Source organism: Streptomyces lydicamycinicus, from assembly GCF_000829715.2.
In the GTDB taxonomy this organism is placed as follows: Bacteria; Actinomycetota; Actinomycetes; order Streptomycetales; family Streptomycetaceae; genus Streptomyces; species Streptomyces lydicamycinicus.
In genome coordinates, this window is sequence record NZ_BBNO01000001.1 from 1047683 (window position 1) to 1062791 (window position 15109).

General features: G+C 71.2%; 12 protein-coding genes. 9 read left to right on the forward strand and 3 right to left on the reverse strand.

Annotated elements, in window-relative coordinates; all coding sequences use genetic code 11:
• The first annotated feature begins 85 nt into the window (after positions 1-85).
• From serA to TU31_RS04520, 4 genes are all read left to right on the forward strand, one after another.
• Positions 86-1678 (forward strand): phosphoglycerate dehydrogenase, encoded by a 1593-nt coding sequence (serA, locus tag TU31_RS04505; RefSeq protein ID WP_042149145.1) that lies wholly within the window; start codon positions 86-88, stop codon positions 1676-1678.
• Positions 1679-1980: 302 nt separating this feature from the next.
• Positions 1981-2613 carry a PRC-barrel domain-containing protein gene (locus TU31_RS04510; protein ID WP_042149148.1) on the forward strand — a complete coding sequence of 211 codons (633 nt, stop codon included), beginning with the start codon at positions 1981-1983 and terminating at the stop codon, positions 2611-2613.
• A gap of 80 nt (positions 2614-2693) precedes the next feature.
• Positions 2694-3293, forward strand: coding sequence for a TetR/AcrR family transcriptional regulator (locus TU31_RS04515; RefSeq protein ID WP_042149151.1), 600 nt, complete (start codon positions 2694-2696; stop codon positions 3291-3293).
• Positions 3294-3523: 230 nt separating this feature from the next.
• The gene (locus tag TU31_RS04520; RefSeq protein WP_042149154.1) at positions 3524-4174 is read left to right on the forward strand and encodes an RDD family protein; all 651 of its coding nucleotides are present in this window, start codon (positions 3524-3526) and stop codon (positions 4172-4174) included.
• 27 nt (positions 4175-4201) lie between these two features.
• Here the strand turns inward: TU31_RS04520 and TU31_RS04525 are convergent, their stop codons facing one another.
• Positions 4202-5542, reverse strand: a complete 1341-nt coding sequence (locus TU31_RS04525) for a PucR family transcriptional regulator (RefSeq protein ID WP_042149157.1) — start codon at positions 5540-5542, stop codon at positions 4202-4204.
• A 261-nt stretch (positions 5543-5803) separates the two neighbouring features.
• Here TU31_RS04525 and TU31_RS04530 point away from each other — a divergent pair, with 261 nt between their 5' ends.
• From TU31_RS04530 to TU31_RS40195, 3 genes are all read left to right on the forward strand, one after another.
• Entirely contained in the window at positions 5804-6730 is a 927-nt protein-coding gene (locus TU31_RS04530; protein ID WP_042149160.1) for a proline dehydrogenase family protein, read from the forward strand.
• A gap of 197 nt (positions 6731-6927) precedes the next feature.
• Positions 6928-8559 carry an L-glutamate gamma-semialdehyde dehydrogenase gene (gene pruA, locus TU31_RS04535; protein ID WP_042149162.1) on the forward strand — a complete coding sequence of 544 codons (1632 nt, stop codon included), beginning with the start codon at positions 6928-6930 and terminating at the stop codon, positions 8557-8559.
• Between the two features lie 501 nt (positions 8560-9060).
• The gene (locus TU31_RS40195) at positions 9061-9192 is read left to right on the forward strand and encodes a hypothetical protein (RefSeq protein WP_088800221.1); all 132 of its coding nucleotides are present in this window, start codon (positions 9061-9063) and stop codon (positions 9190-9192) included.
• A gap of 160 nt (positions 9193-9352) precedes the next feature.
• Here TU31_RS40195 and TU31_RS04540 read toward each other — a convergent pair whose 3' ends face one another.
• Entirely contained in the window at positions 9353-10960 is a 1608-nt protein-coding gene (locus tag TU31_RS04540) for a purple acid phosphatase family protein (protein WP_181018528.1), read from the reverse strand.
• A gap of 128 nt (positions 10961-11088) precedes the next feature.
• Between TU31_RS04540 and TU31_RS04545 the strand changes: the two genes are divergently transcribed.
• Both TU31_RS04545 and TU31_RS04550 read left to right on the forward strand, forming a co-directional pair.
• Complete coding sequence (locus TU31_RS04545) at positions 11089-12129, forward strand: 3-isopropylmalate dehydrogenase (RefSeq protein ID WP_042149168.1); 1041 nt, start codon at positions 11089-11091, stop codon at positions 12127-12129.
• Between the two features lie 339 nt (positions 12130-12468).
• The gene (locus tag TU31_RS04550; RefSeq protein WP_018087220.1) at positions 12469-13557 is read left to right on the forward strand and encodes a branched-chain amino acid aminotransferase; all 1089 of its coding nucleotides are present in this window, start codon (positions 12469-12471) and stop codon (positions 13555-13557) included.
• An 84-nt stretch (positions 13558-13641) separates the two neighbouring features.
• Here TU31_RS04550 and TU31_RS04555 read toward each other — a convergent pair whose 3' ends face one another.
• Positions 13642-15096 carry a cytosine permease gene (locus tag TU31_RS04555; protein ID WP_042149172.1) on the reverse strand — a complete coding sequence of 485 codons (1455 nt, stop codon included), beginning with the start codon at positions 15094-15096 and terminating at the stop codon, positions 13642-13644.
• Between the last annotated feature and the right edge of the window lie 13 nt (positions 15097-15109).

A 15109-nucleotide genomic window follows, 5' to 3' on the forward strand; every position in this document is an offset into this window, starting at 1 on the left:
GCGTCTTCCACGCGGCATCCCCCCTTCACCGCCTTCGGCCGTCGGGACGGCCGTCCGCGAAGGACAAGTGAGGACTGAAGACCACGTGAGCTCGAAACCTGTCGTACTGATCGCCGAAGAGCTGTCGCCCGCCACCGTCGACGCCCTCGGCCCGGACTTCGACATCCGGCACTGCAACGGCGCGGACCGCGCCGAGCTGCTCCCCGCCATCGCCGACGTCGACGCCGTCCTCGTGCGCAGCGCGACGAAGATCGACGCCGAGGCCATCGCCGCCGCCAGGAAGCTGCGGGTCGTCGCCCGCGCGGGCGTGGGCCTGGACAACGTCGATGTCTCCGCCGCCACCAAGGCCGGCGTGATGGTCGTCAACGCCCCGACCTCCAACATCGTCACCGCCGCCGAGCTGGCCTGCGGTCTGCTGGTCGCCACGGCCCGCAACATCCCCCAGGCGAACACCGCCCTGAAGAACGGCGAGTGGAAGCGCAGCAAGTACACCGGCGTCGAGCTCAGCGAGAAGACCCTCGGTGTGGTCGGCCTCGGCCGGATCGGCGTCCTGGTCGCCCAGCGGATGTCGGCGTTCGGCATGAAGGTCGTCGCCTACGACCCCTACGTCCAGCCGGCCCGTGCCGCGCAGATGGGCGTCAAGCTGCTGACCCTCGACGAGCTGCTCCAGGTCTCGGACTTCATCACGGTGCACCTCCCCAAGACGCCGGAGACCGTCGGTCTCATCGGGGACGAGGCGCTGCACAAGGTCAAGCCGTCGGTCCGGATCGTCAACGCCGCGCGTGGCGGCATCGTCGACGAGGCGGCGCTGGCCACCGCGCTGAAGGAGGGCCGGGTGGCCGGCGCGGGCCTGGACGTCTACGCCGTCGAGCCCTGCACGGACTCCCCGCTCTTCGAGTTCGACCAGGTCGTCGCCACTCCGCACCTCGGTGCCTCGACGGGTGAGGCGCAGGAGAAGGCCGGTATCGCGGTCGCCAAGTCGGTGCGGCTGGCGCTGGCCGGCGAGCTGGTGCCGGACGCGGTCAACGTCCAGGGCGGCGTGATCGCCGAGGACGTCAAGCCCGGACTGCCGCTGGCCGAGCGGCTCGGCCGGATCTTCACGGCGCTGGCCGGTGAGGTCGCCATGCGCCTCGATGTCGAGGTGTACGGCGAGATCACCCAGCATGACGTCAAGGTGCTCGAACTCTCCGCGCTCAAGGGCGTGTTCGAGGACGTGGTGGATGAGACGGTGTCCTACGTCAACGCCCCGCTGTTCGCGCAGGAGCGCGGTGTGGAGGTGCGGCTGACGACCAGCAGCGAGTCGCCCGAGCACCGCAATGTGGTGACCGTGCGCGGCACCCTCGCGGGCGGCGACGAGGTGTCGATCTCCGGCACGCTGTCCGGCCACAAGAACATCCAGAAGATCGTCGCGGTCGGTGAGCACTCCATCGACCTGTCGCTCGCCGATCACATGGCGTTCCTGCGCTACAGCGACCGCCCCGGTGTCGTCGGCACCGTCGGTCGGATCCTGGGCGAGGCGGGTATCAACATCGGCAATATGCAGGTCTCGCGGGCGGATGTCGGTGGTGAGGCGCTGGTCGCGCTGACCGTCGACGACACCATTCCGCCGAACGTGCTCAGCGAGATCGCCGACGAGATCGGCGCGACCTCGGTGCGCGCGGTGAACCTCGGCGACTGACCGCCAGGTCTTCGCAGGTCAACGGGCCCGGGCCCCGCTTTTCGCGGGGGCCGGGCCCGTTTGCGTGCCCGCATCGTACGGGCGCCGGTGCGGTCCGCGAGCGGGCGTCCGGCGCGGTCGCACCGCTCCGGCATTCACCCGATTGGCCTATCCGGGGGTGGGCGCGCGGGGGCCGTCGGCGCCGTCGTGGGGCCGCCGGAGCCGTCGGCCGCCGGTCCGCCCGATTCGCAGCGGAGATGTTCGCGTCGCGCAATGGGAACTGCGCGTGCCCCCGCCGGTGCGTGCGGAAGGAGAGAGACGCCATGAATGCACCCCTGGGTGATGCCCCGCAGAGTCTGACCGGGTTGCACGTGGTCGACGCGGACGGCGCGAAGGTGGGCAAGGTCCAGCAGGTCTACCGGGACGATGCCACCAACGAGCCCGAGTGGATCACGGTGCGTACCGGCCTGTTCGGCATGAAGGAGACCTTCATCCCGCTCGCCGGGGCCCGGCGGACCGGCGACGAACTGCATGTTCCGCACGCCAAGGAGACCATCAAGCACGCGCCGCGGATCGACGCCGACGGCCATCTCGACCCCTCCGAAGAGGCCGAGCTGTACCGCCATTACGGGATGACCCGGCCGGGCACCGTCGAGCCGGGCGTCGGCGAGCCGGGCGGTCCCGCGACGCAGACCGGCCCCCGGGCGGCGGGGGAGGCCGCACCTCCCGCCCCCATGCCCGGCGAGCGCGACACGCCGGTCGGCGGGCCGATGGCGGGCGCAGGGGCCGGTACGCGGGCGGCCGACACCGGCGACACCGCGCGCGGCAAGGAGCAGGAGCAGCGGGAGATCGGCACCGAGGAGGGCGAGCGCGGCCGGTCCGGTCCGCGCGGGAGGGAAGGGTGGCCGGGTGACGGTACGGGGGGCGGCCGTGAGGGGCCGGACCGGCCGCGGTGAGGACCGCGCCCAGAGGAAGTATACGTACGTCTAAAACGGGTGTCTGGTACGAGCGTATGTGTGGGCGATAGGCTGCCCTCATGGGACACCGTGAAGATCTTCTGGAGGGCGCCAAGCGCTGTCTCCTGGAGAAGGGATATGCGCGCACCACCGCCCGCGACATCGTGGCCGCGTCCGGCGCCAACCTCGCCTCCATCGGGTACCACTACGGCTCCAAGGACGCCCTGATGCGTCAGGCGATCATCGCGTCCAGTGAGGAGTGGGGGGCCGGGGTCGCCCAGGTGCCGGCCGGTGACCAGGCGGTGCCGGCCGACGCCGAGCCGCTGGAGCGGTTCGCCGCGGTCTGGGACCTGTTCCTGCAACGGATCGCCACGGAGCGGGAGTTCATCGCCGCGCAGGTCGAGGTGCTGGGGCTGCTGCCGCGCGACGCGGCCCTGCGCGAGGCGATCGGTGAAGTGCTCCCGGAGGGCGGCGAGGGACTCGTCGCGATCTTCGAAGGGGTGCCGGACACCGAGGTCGACGCGGAGGCCGCCCGCGTCGTCGGCTCCTTCTACCAGGCCCTGCTCACCGGCCTGATGGTTCAGTCGCTGCTCACGCCCGACAGCATGCCCACGGGCCGGGACCTGGCGGCCGCACTGCGCCGGGTCACCGCGGGAGAGGTACTGGGGAAGGCGGAGTGACCGCTGCCCGGCGCCCGTCCGGTGGAGATTTGCGGCGGCTTGTGCGGCGTGCTGTCCTGAGATGAAGAGGTTGCGCAGCCGACGCCTGCGGGCGCGGTGACACGTGGTTGAGCGGCCGTCAGGAAGGGCTGCCGTTCACCAGGCCGGTGCCCGTGGGGGCTGAGCGGCGGATCCACCATCCACGGCACGCCAGTCCTGCTCGCTGGTTGCCGGTGACGAAGGACCTGCGCATGACCGAGAATCCCCACGATGCGGCGGAGCCGAAAAGGGCGGAGCGGTCGAAGAAGGCGGAGCGGTGGAAGAAGGCGGAGCAGCCGCCGGCCGGTCCGCGGCCCGCACCGCGATGGGCGCAACGGGGACCAAGTTCCGCACGTGCCTACGCCCCCGCCTCGGCGCCCACCGTGTGCCCGGTGTGCCGGGGCCCGGTGGAGGGTGAGCTCACCTGCCAGTTCTGCGGGCAGGTCATGGTGCTGCCGACCGGAATCCACCTGTCCACCGTGGGGCTCCGCTTCGGCGGATTCCTGCTGGAGAACCTGCTGATGATCTGCACGCTGTACATCGGCTGGTTGATCTGGGCCTTTCTCGTCTTCCCGCAGGGGCAGACCCCGGCCAAGCAATTGCTGCACATGCGGGTCATCTACATCCCGGAGGCCCGCGCGGCCCGGTGGTGGCGGATGTTCTTCCGTGAATTCATCGCCAAGGGGATCATCGGCCTGCTCGCCGCCGTCACCCTGCTGATCCCGTACTTCTGGCTGCTGTGGGACCGCAACCGGCAGGAGCTGTGGGACAAGATGGCCACCACGCTCGTCGTCACCGACCGTGCGGACCGGCTCCGGCCGTCCCCGCAGCCCCCTGCCGAGCTCCCCGGGGGACGGAGCTGACGAGCCCGGCCCGGCCCTCCGCGCCCTTCACAGGCGCGCCGCCTTGAGCGCCATGTGCAGCAGCAGCCGGTGCTCGCCGTCGTCCAGATCGAGGCCGGTCAGCTTCTCCACCCGGCCCAGGCGGTAGTAGAGCGTCTGCCGGTGGATGCCCAGGGCCTGGGCGGTGCGGCTCGCCTGGCCCGCGCAGTCGAGGAACACCTCGGCGGTGCGCGCGAGTTCGGCGTGCGCGGGGGCCAGCAGCGGGCCGATGGCCGGGTCGGGGGCGGTGGCCGGCAGGGCGGTCAGCATGCGGTACGGGCCGATGGCGTCCCATTGGGTGATCGGGCCCAGCCGGGGCTCGGCATGTGCCGCGCGGGCCGCGTCCAGCGCTTCCCGCCAGGTGGCCGGGAGGTCGGTCAACTCCCGGGTGCCGGCGCCGATTCCGGCGGCGCCCGGCCGGGGTGGCGGGGGGTGCCCGGAGCCGCGCGGTGCCTGCCTCTCGCCCTGTGCGGCGCCCGCGCGCGGGGAGCGCAGCAGATGCTCGGCCACCGTATGGGCCGGGGCGGGCGCGGCGGACGCGCGCAGCCGTACGAGCGCGGCCAGCGCGGGCACCGGCGCCGTGGGCTGCGGCCGGGCGGCGGACCCGGTGCGGCCGGTGCGTCCCGCGCCGGGCTCCGTCTCCTCCGCCCCCACGGACGGGCCGTCCGCCGGGCCGCCGCCCGCCGGCAGCGCACAGGCCGCGAGCAGCCCCGGCAGGCTCGGCAGCGGCGCCGCGTCGGTGTCCGAGGTGTCCCAGGGCAGCACCGCGACCAGGGTGAGCGGGGCGCCCGGGGTGAAGCGGAGGCTGTCCCGCAGCGCATCGCGCAGCGCGGCCGCCGCGGCCGGCTGTCCGTCGGGCGCCGCGACCAGCAACTCCCGCAGCAGATCGCCGAGTTCGGCCCCGGCGCGGGCCTCGTCGGCCAGCAGTGCGCCGATCCGGGCGGCGGTCTCCATGGCCTGCGCGATCCGCGGGTCGGGCGGCGCGCCCCGGGTGCCCAGTTCGAGATCGGTCAGATGGCCGTCGTCCAGCAGCCAGACGTAGCCGTGCACGATGCCCCGGTGGCGCACGGGCAGACAGATACGGCCCCGGAAGACCCCCGCGGCCGGGTCCGGCGGGATGCGCAGCGCGGTCTTGGCGCGGGCGATCCCGAACGCCTCGAACCAGGCACGGACCGCCGCCGAGGAGCGGCGCTGGAGGATCGAGCGGGTACGGACCGGGTCCATCACCTCGTCGTCGTCGCCCTCGTGCGCGCCGAACGCGATCAGCCCGAAATCCCGGTCCTCCAGCGTCGCCGGTGCGCCGAGCGCCGCCGAGATCTCGTCCACGAGCTGCTGATAGTCGCCCCGCATCGGCCGCCCGGCTCCTCTCCTGTCGTCACACCACCGGCACCGCCGGTGACTCGGACACCTCTCACACCACAGTCACCACTGGCACGGTCACCTCACCCTCATTCTCATACATCTGTCTGAGATCCCGGCCACGAAGGCGTGACAGCTGTCGATGGCCGGGAAGTGGCGCGATCCTTAAGTTTCAGGTGGCTCAATATTGCCGACGCGTTCGCCCGCCCGGTGTCCGCCCGGTACTTGTCACCCTGAATCGTGGAGGTGCCCATGCTGGGTCCCGTGCTTCTGGCCGCAGCGCGCAGTGACAGCATCCGCCGGATCGTGGCGGCCGCTCCGGTCACCCGGCCCGTGGTGGAGCGTTTCGTCGCCGGCGAGCGCCTGGCCGAGTCCATGGCGGCCGTGCGGACCCTGGCCGCGCGAGGTCTGGAGGTCACCCTCGACCACCTGGGCGAGGACATCACCGACCCGGCCGAGGCGCTGCGCAATCGCGATGCCTACCTCCAGCTGGCCGCGGCCCTCAAGGAGCACGGGCTCGGCGTCAAGGCCGAGATGTCGGTCAAGCTGTCCGCTTTCGGGCAGGCGCTGGCCGGCGGCCATGAGCTGGCCCTGAAGAACGTCACCCCGGTGGTCGAGGCCGCCGCCGAGGCCGGGACGACCGTGACCCTCGACATGGAGGACCACACCACGGTCGACTCCACCCTGGCGATCCTCGCCGACCTGCGCGAGCGGTTTCCCCAGACGGGCGCGGTGCTGCAGTCCTACCTCTTCCGTACCGAGGACGACTGCCACGCGCTCGCCGGGGAAGGCTCCCGGGTGCGGCTGGTCAAGGGTGCGTACAAGGAGCCCGCGGCCGTCGCCTTCCAGGACAAGCGAGAGGTCGACAAGGCCTATGTGCGGTGCCTGAAGATCCTGATGGCGGGGGAGGGCTACCCCATGATCGGGTCGCACGACCCGCGGATGGTGGCCATCGCCCAGGAGCTCGCCCACCGCAACGGCCGCAAGCCGGCCGACTACGAATTCCAGATGCTGTACGGCATCCGCGAGGCCGAGCAGCAGCGGCTGGTCGCCGAAGGACACCGTATGCGGGTGTACATCCCCTATGGCACCGACTGGTACGGCTACTTCATGCGCCGGCTGGCCGAGCGCCCCGCGAACCTCGGGTTCTTCCTGAGGTCGCTGGCCACCCGCGGCTGACGGCCACGGCAGGCGGCGGCCCGCGGCCGCCGGCGATCCGCGGCTGACCGGCCCCGCGAAAGGCCGGTGCGGGTGGATGCTGGAAACCGGGGGATGTTCCCGGACGGCGCCGCCCGCAGCCGCCCACCCGAAGCGGCCGCGGCCGCACCACCGACGTACGAAAACCGACGAGCGAAATCGAAGGAGACACGGCCGCTATGGACGCTGTGACCCAGGTCCCCGTGCCGGTTAACGAGCCGGTCCACACCTACGCCCCCGGCAGCCCGGAGCGTTCCCGCCTGGAAGCCAAGCTCAAGGAGCTGGCCGACAACCCGATCGAGCTGCCGATGACCATCGGCGGCGAGCGCCGGATGGGCGGCGGCGAGCGCTTCGACGTCGTGCAGCCGCACAACCACGCCTCCCGGCTCGGTACGTACGCCAACGCCACGGTCAAGGACGCCCAGGACGCGGTCGACGCCGCGCTGGCCGCCGCCCCGGCCTGGCGTGCGCTGTCCTTCGACGACCGCGCCGCGATCATCCTCAAGGCCGCCGACCTGCTCGCCGGCCCCTGGCGCGAGACGATGGCCGCCGCCACCATGCTCGGCCAGTCCAAGACCGCCCAGCAGGCCGAGATCGACACCCCGTGTGAGCTCATCGACTTCTGGCGCTTCAATGTGCACTTCGCGCGCCAGATCCTCGCCGAGCAGCCCCCGGCGAACTCCCCGGGCGTCTGGAACCGCTCGGACCACCGCCCCCTCGAAGGCTTCGTCTACGCGATCACGCCGTTCAACTTCACCGCGATCGCCGGCAACCTCCCGACCGCGCCCGCGCTCATGGGCAACGTCGTGGTCTGGAAGCCCTCCCCGACGCAGACCTACGCCGCCGTGCTGCTGATGCAGCTGCTGGAGGAGGCCGGGCTGCCCAAGGGCGTCATCAACCTCGTCACCGGTGACGGCAAGGACCTCTCCGAGGTGGCGCTGACCCACCCCGACCTCGCCGGTATCCACTTCACCGGTTCGACCAAGACCTTCCAGTACCTGTGGAAGACGGTCGGCAACAACATCGAGAACTACAAGACCTACCCGCGGCTCGTCGGCGAGACCGGTGGCAAGGACTTCATCGTCGCCCACCCCTCGGCCGACCGCGCCGTGCTGAAGACCGCCATGACCCGTGGCGCCTTCGAGTTCCAGGGCCAGAAGTGCTCCGCGGCCTCCCGCGCCTACGTCCCGGCCTCGCTGTGGAACAGCGGCCTCAAGGAGGAGTTCGCGGCCGAGGTCGACGCCCTGTCCATGGGTGACGTCAGCGACCTGTCGAACTTCATGTCCGCCGTCATCGACGAGCGCTCCTTCGCCAAGAACAAGGCGGCGATCGACCGCGCCAAGGCCGACCCGACCATCGAGGTCGTGGCCGGCGGTACGTACGACGACAGCGAGGGCTACTTCGTCCGCCCGACGGTCCTGGTCTCCACCGACCCGGAGAACGAGATCTTCAAGGACGAGTACTTCGGTCCGATCCTCGGCGTCTACGTCTACGACGACGCCGACTACGACACCATGCTCACCCAGATGGAGTCCGCCTCGGCGTACGGCCTGACCGGTTGCGTCATCGCCCAGGACCGTGCCGCGGCCGCCGAGACCTGCGAGAAGCTGCGCTTCGCGGCCGGCAACTTCTACATCAACGACAAGCCGACCGGCGCCGTCGTCGGCCAGCAGCCCTTCGGCGGCGGCCGCGCCTCCGGCACCAACGACAAGGCCGGCGCCAAGCAGAACCTGATGCGCTGGACCTCCACCCGTTCCATCAAGGAGACCCTGGTCCCGCCGACGGACTACCGCTACCCGCACATGGGCTGACCGCCCCCGCGCACACCGACGGCCCGGCTCCCCTCTCCCCAGGGGCGCCGGGCCGTTCGGCTTTGCTTCAGGCGTTGCGCGGCGGGCCGGTGATGGCCTCGCCGATGACGAAGCCCTTGGCGCTCGGGCGTCTCCTGCGCGGGCGCGGTCATGGTGCAGCACCTCCTCAGTGCGGGCGGGCTTGGCCTCGTGGCACAAGCCATACCGCCACGCTAGGGAGGCGTCGCACCGCCATGAGCTGCAAATATCCGGGGATCACTCGTTCGAGCACACGCCCGCCGTCTCAGATAGTAGGAAGCCCAAGTAATTGTGCAGACATCACGGCCGAGCTGTCCTAGCGTTGTAGAAGCCGAACGTAACGCTCCATCGAGCGATTGCGGATGCGGCCCGGTACGTGAGCGCAGGTGACCCCTGCCGTGCCGAGGCCCCCGCCTCTTCCGGCCGCTTCTGGAACGACGCATCCCATTTCTTCTCGGGGCTCTGGCTTAGGAGACGTGAATCATGGCTGAGACTGCCGTCCGCAGGACCCGTCACTCCGCCCGTACGACCAGCGACGCCGACCGCAGGAATGCCGCCGCCGCCCTCCAGCGTGCCCTCGACCGCCGTGACAACGGCGGCTCCACCGGGCACTGAGCCGATGCGTGCGCGACCCGGGTCGGTCCTGTCGAGGCCGGCGTCGATGCCCTGCCGCTGCTGCTGGCGGATCCGGCTGTCCGTGGCCCGGTGGCTCTTTCTCTCCTGAACGTGCGGGGCGCCCGGATCCCGGGCGCCCCTGCAAGGGATCGTCCCCTGATTACTGCGCGGGCGAGCGCGTCACCTCGAAGTGGTCGATGCGCTCGCCGGACTCGGCGAGGGCGGTGACCTTCATCCGCGGGTGGCTGCCCGGTATGACCTCGACGGCGATGAAGGAGTAGCCGGTGTAGCGGACCCGGGACCACTCCACGGTTTCCTTGGTCTTCTTCTGGCCCTTGGACCAGTGGTAGGTGTCCACATGGTCGAGGTCCTTGACGTGCCCCTCGTAGCTGTCCGGTACGGGGAAGTCGTAGAGGGCCCGGCCCGCGCCGCCCGCGGTCACGTACACGATGCCCTCGCGGGTGGTGTCCACGCTCGCGCCGATCGGCATCTTCTTGGCGACCCGCCCGCTCTTGAGGGCGTCGGTCCGCTCGTAGACGTGGTTGTGGCCGTTGACGACCAGGTCCACCTGGTGCTTGTCGAACAGCGGAAGCCAGGCGTCCCGCACCGCGCCGTCGGAGGCGTGCGAATTCGTGGTGGAGAAGGCGCAGTGGTGGAAGAAGACCACGATGAAGTCGATGCCGTCGGCGGCGCGCAGCTCGGCCAGCCGGCGGTCGAGCCAGCGGGTCTGCCGGCCGTCGGTGTAGCCCTGGTTGGCGGGGATCTCGTAGGAGATGTCGTTGGCGTCCAGGGCGACGACGGCGGTGTTGCCGTAGGTGAACGAGTAGACGCCGGGGGCGTTCTCGGCGTCCGGGCCGTTGCCGGGCAGCGACCAGCGGGCGTTCTGGCCGCCGTAGCCGTTGGGGGAGTACCAGGCCTCCATGTCGTGGTTGCCGGTGGTCACCATCCAGGGCACGGACTTGGCCACCGACTCGGTCTGCGCGAGGAACTGGTCCCAGACCCGGGCGTCGTAGGCGTCGTGCTCGGAGCCGTCGCCGTCGGTGTCCGCGTAGCAGATGTCGCCCGCGTGCAGATGGAAGGACGGGTTCTGACCCAGGATCAACTGGTCGTTGGCGAGGGCGTGGTAGCTCACGCCCTGGTCGCCGAAGGCGGTGAAGACGAACGCCTCGGGGCGGGCCGGGGCGGTACGGAAGGTGCCGACGGTGGAGAAGTGGCGGGGGTCGGCCGGGTCGAAGCCCTCGTGGCCGACGCCGTAGTAGTACGTCGTCCCCGGGCGCAGCCCGTCCAGCGCGGCGTGCAGGTAGTACTGCTGCACGGCCGGCAGCTTCGCGGACAGCGACGGGGTGTGCAGCGGCCGGACCTCGGCCTCGATCTTGCGCCCCAGGTCCCACGGCTTCAGACCCACCCGCAGATACGGCCGCTTGACCGCGAGCGGCACCTGCCAGCTCACCCGCATCTGGTGCTTGGGGTCGGCGCCGAAGGCCAGATGGCGGCCGAACGGGGCGACCAGCGAACCGTCCACGGCGGCCGTCGCGGGCGAGGACAACAGGGTGGGCGAGACGCCCTGGGCCGAACCGGCCAGCAGCCCGGAGCCCGCGACCACTCCCGCGGTGGCGGCCGAGGTGCGCAGCAGACCTCTGCGGCTCAGCTTGGTACGGAGGTAGTCATGCTGTTCCGGCATGCTCATCCGGGCCGCCAGCTGCTCCGGGATGCCGACGCGGGGGGTGTGCGAGGGCTGGGGGACGGTCCCCCGGGGATTTCCAGTCATGCCCCGAATTTCCCAGCGCGACCCGACCGTTGTGGGGACAGCGGGTGAACGCCGGCTGACCGCCTCCCCACGTGTCCGTATGGCGGACGTTACGTGTCAATCCATGGGACGGCGAGTAGGGTCCAGACATGTCTCGCAGCATTCGCCTCGCAGTGATCCCCGGTGACGGTATCGGCCAGGAAGTCGTGGCCCAGGGCCTGAAGGTCCTGACCGCGGTCCTCCCGCAGGACGTCAAGCTGGAAACCAAGGAGTACGACCTCGGTGCCCGGCGCTGGCATGCGACCGGTGAGACCCTCCCCGACGCGGAGCTGGAGTCGCTCAAGCAGCACGACGCGATCCTGCTCGGCGCGATCGGCGACCCGTCCGTACCCTCCGGTGTGCTGGAGCGCGGTCTGCTGCTGAAGCTCCGCTTCGCCTTCGACCACTTCGTCAACCTGCGCCCGTCGAAGCTCTTCCCGAACACCTCCACCCCGCTCGCCGGCCGCCCCGACATCGACTTCGTGGTGGTGCGCGAGGGGACCGAGGGCCCCTACACCGGCAACGGCGGCTCGCTGCGCACCGGCACGCCCGCCGAGGTCGCCACCGAGGTCAGCGTGAACACCGCCTACGGCGTGGAGCGGGTGGTCCGGGACGCGTACGAGCGGGCCAACTCCCGTCCCCGCAAGAAGCTCACGCTGGTGCACAAGAACAATGTGCTGGTGTACGCGGGCCACATGTGGAAGAACATCTTCGACAAGGTCGGCCAGGAGTACCCCGAGGTCACCACCGACTACCTGCATGTCGACGCCGCGACGATCTTCTTCGTCACCCAGCCCGAGCGGTTCGACGTGATCGTCACCGACAACCTCTTCGGTGACATCCTCACCGACCTCGCCGCGGCCGTCACCGGCGGTATCGGCCTGGCCGCCTCCGGGAACATCAACCCGACCGGCGACTTCCCGTCGATGTTCGAGCCGGTGCACGGCTCCGCGCCGGACATCGCGGGCACCGGAAAGGCCGACCCGACGGCGACGGTCCTCTCCGTCGCCCTGCTGCTGCGCCACCTCGGCTACGAGCAGCAGGCCGCCCGCATCGAGGAGGCCGTGGCCGCCGACCTGGAGGCCCGGGACGGTTCGGCGCGGAGCACCGACGAGATCGGTGACGCGCTGGTCGCACGGGTAGCGGGCTGAGGCCCACCGCGCAGACACGCACCACGCACAGCGCCGGGCCGCCTCCAGGGGGCCCGGCGCTGTGCGCGTGGGCCCGGCACCGCCGCCGCCCCGGTTCCGGCCGCACGGACCCACGGGCGATAATCGGACGTGGCATCCTTGCCCGCGAGGAAACTCGGACGTCCCAATAACGACCGGTACGTTCAAGTGCCCTCGTAGGCGCGGCAGCCACCGCACCGGTGCCGCAAGGTGGGGGACCGAACCCCTCATCCCCGGCCGGAGGGCTGGGCCGGTGATGCTCCCCAGCGCACGCTGGGAGGTACCCCCCGGTATCGCACACGCAGTGAAGGACATGCATCCATGACGACGCCCACGATCGAGCTCAAGCCCTCCTCGCATCCGCTGTCCGACGCGGAGCGGGAGCAGATCCTGGCCGCCCCCGGCTTCGGCCGCCACTTCACCGATCACATGGTGACGATCAAGTGGACGGAGGGCCGTGGCTGGCACGACGGGCAGCTCGTGCCGTACGGGCCGCTCTCCCTCGACCCGGCGACCAATGTCCTGCACTACGCCCAGGAGATCTTCGAGGGCCTCAAGGCGTACCGCCGGCCCGACGGGTCCGTCGCCACCTTCCGTCCGGACGCCAACGCCCGGCGCTTCCAGGCCTCCGCGCGCCGGCTGGCCATGCCCGAGCTGCCCGTCGAGACCTTCATCGAGGCCTGCGACCTGCTCGTTCAGCAGGACAAGGACTGGGTGCCCGCGCACGGCGGCGAGGAGTCGCTCTACCTGCGCCCGTTCATGATCGCGACCGAGGTCGGCCTGGGCGTGAAGCCCGCCAACGAGTACCTCTTCGTCGTCATCGCCTCGCCCGCCGGCGCCTACTTCGCCGGCGGCGTCAAGCCGGTCTCCATCTGGCTGTCCGAGAACCGGGTGCGGGCCGTCCCCGGCGGTATGGGTGACGCCAAGACCGGCGGCAACTACGCCGCGTCGCTGCTCGCCCAGGCAGAGGCCGCCGCGCAGGGCTGTGACCAGGTCGCCTACCTCGACGCCGTGGAGCACAAGTGGGTCGAGGAGCTCGGCGGGATGAACCTGTACTTCGTCTACGGCGACAAGATCGTCACCCCCACCCTGACCGGCTCGCTGCTCGCCGGCGTCACCCGTGACTCCCTGCTCTCCGTCGCCCGCGACCTGGGCTACGCGTCGGAGGAGGCCCGGGTCTCCATCGACCAGTGGAAGACCGACACCGCGAACGGCACCCTCACCGAGGTCTTCGCCTGCGGCACGGCCGCCGTGATCACCCCGGTCGGCACGGTCAAGAGCGCGGGCGGCGAGTGGACCCAGTCCGACGGTGAGCCCGGCAAGGTCACGCTGAAGCTGCGCGAGGCGCTCCTCGACATCCAGCGCGGTGTCGCCGAGGACAAGCACGGCTGGATGCACGAGCTGGGCTGAGCCCGCCACCGCGTATCGCCCGGACCTGATCGAGGCCGCCCCCGAGAGTGCGTCGGGGGCGGCCTCGGTCGGGTCCGGGCCGGCTCAGCCGACCTCCGCGGGGGCTTCCGCCGCCGGGGCCGGGGAAGTGGGCGGCAGGGCGCGCAGCGCCGCGACCGGGCGCGGGTCCCGGACGGTGAGGGCCAGGTACGCGATCGCGCCCACGGCCGCCGCGAGCAGGAAGCTGAGGTCGATGCCGCCGGTGAGGGGGAGCAGCGGCCCCTGGTAGAGCGGGGTGTCCACGCCCATCAGGCCGACCACGGAGCCCAGCGCCCAGGCCAGCGTCGCCCGGACGTGCCAGCCCGCCCGGTACCAGTAGACGCCGCCGCGTGTGCCCCGGTTGTAGACCTGGAGCGACTCCGGGTCGTAGGCGCCGCGGCAGCGGACGAAGCCGATCACGGTGATCACCGCCCAGGGCGTCCCGACGGCGGTCATCAGCAGCACGAACGAGGTCATCGCGTCCTGCGCCGCCCACAGGAAGTGACCGGCGTAGACCAGCGCGGTCGCGAGCGCGGCGACGACATAGGTGGCCTGGGTGCGGGTCGCGCGCGGCAGGATCGCGTCCAGGTCGAGGCCCATGCTGTAGAGCATCAGGCCGGAGTTGCCGACGGAGCCGGCCGAGGCGTTGAGCAGCAGCAGCACCAGGTACCAGAACGGTGCGCCGGCCACCAGCGGGCCCGCGTAGTCCGCGCCCGCACCGACCGCGAGCGCGGTGAACGTACCGAAGAGCTGCGGCACCAGCAGGCCGACCACCAGCCCCAGACAGGTGGCGCCGAAGACCTTTCGGCCACTGTGCCGGCGTGGGGAGATGTAGCGGCTGTAGTCACCGAGCAGCGTGATGAAGGCGATCGGGCCGCTCAGGCCCGCGGAGACGGCTGCCAGCAGCCAGGTCTGCCAGAAGCCGCCGAGCAGGTAGGAGCTGCCGGGTGGGGCGGCGGTGGTGAAGGTGTCCGCGTAGGCGACGATGCCGACGGCCAGGAGGACGGTCAGTCCGATGCCGAGCACCTTGCTCAGCCGGAGCAGCACCCGGTAGCCGTAGACCGCGCCGACGGCGGTGGCGCCCGCCAGCAGGGCGTAGACCAGGGCGTACGTCGTGCCGCTGGACGGCAGCCCGGTGAGCCGGTGCAGCGCGCCCACCACCGCGTCGCCGCCCACCCACAGGGTCAGCGCGGTGTAGCCCAGCGACAGCAGCAGGCCGATGACCGAGCCGATCAGCCGGCCGCGCACACCGAAGTGGGCACCGCTGCTGGTGGACAGGTTGGTGGCGCTGCGCAGCGAGACCAGGGCGAGCGGGGCGGTCAGCAGGGTGCCGACGAGGGTGCCGGCCACCAGGGAGGTCACCGAGGGCCAGAAGCCGAGCCCGAAGGAGACCGGGAGCCAGCCGAAGATCACCACACCCAGGGCGAGGTTCGATCCGAGCAGGATCGAGATCAGATCGCGAGGGCCGCTGGTGCGTTCCTCGTCCGGGATGGTGTCGACTCCGCGTTGTTCGATCGGCATGAGGGCTCCCCTG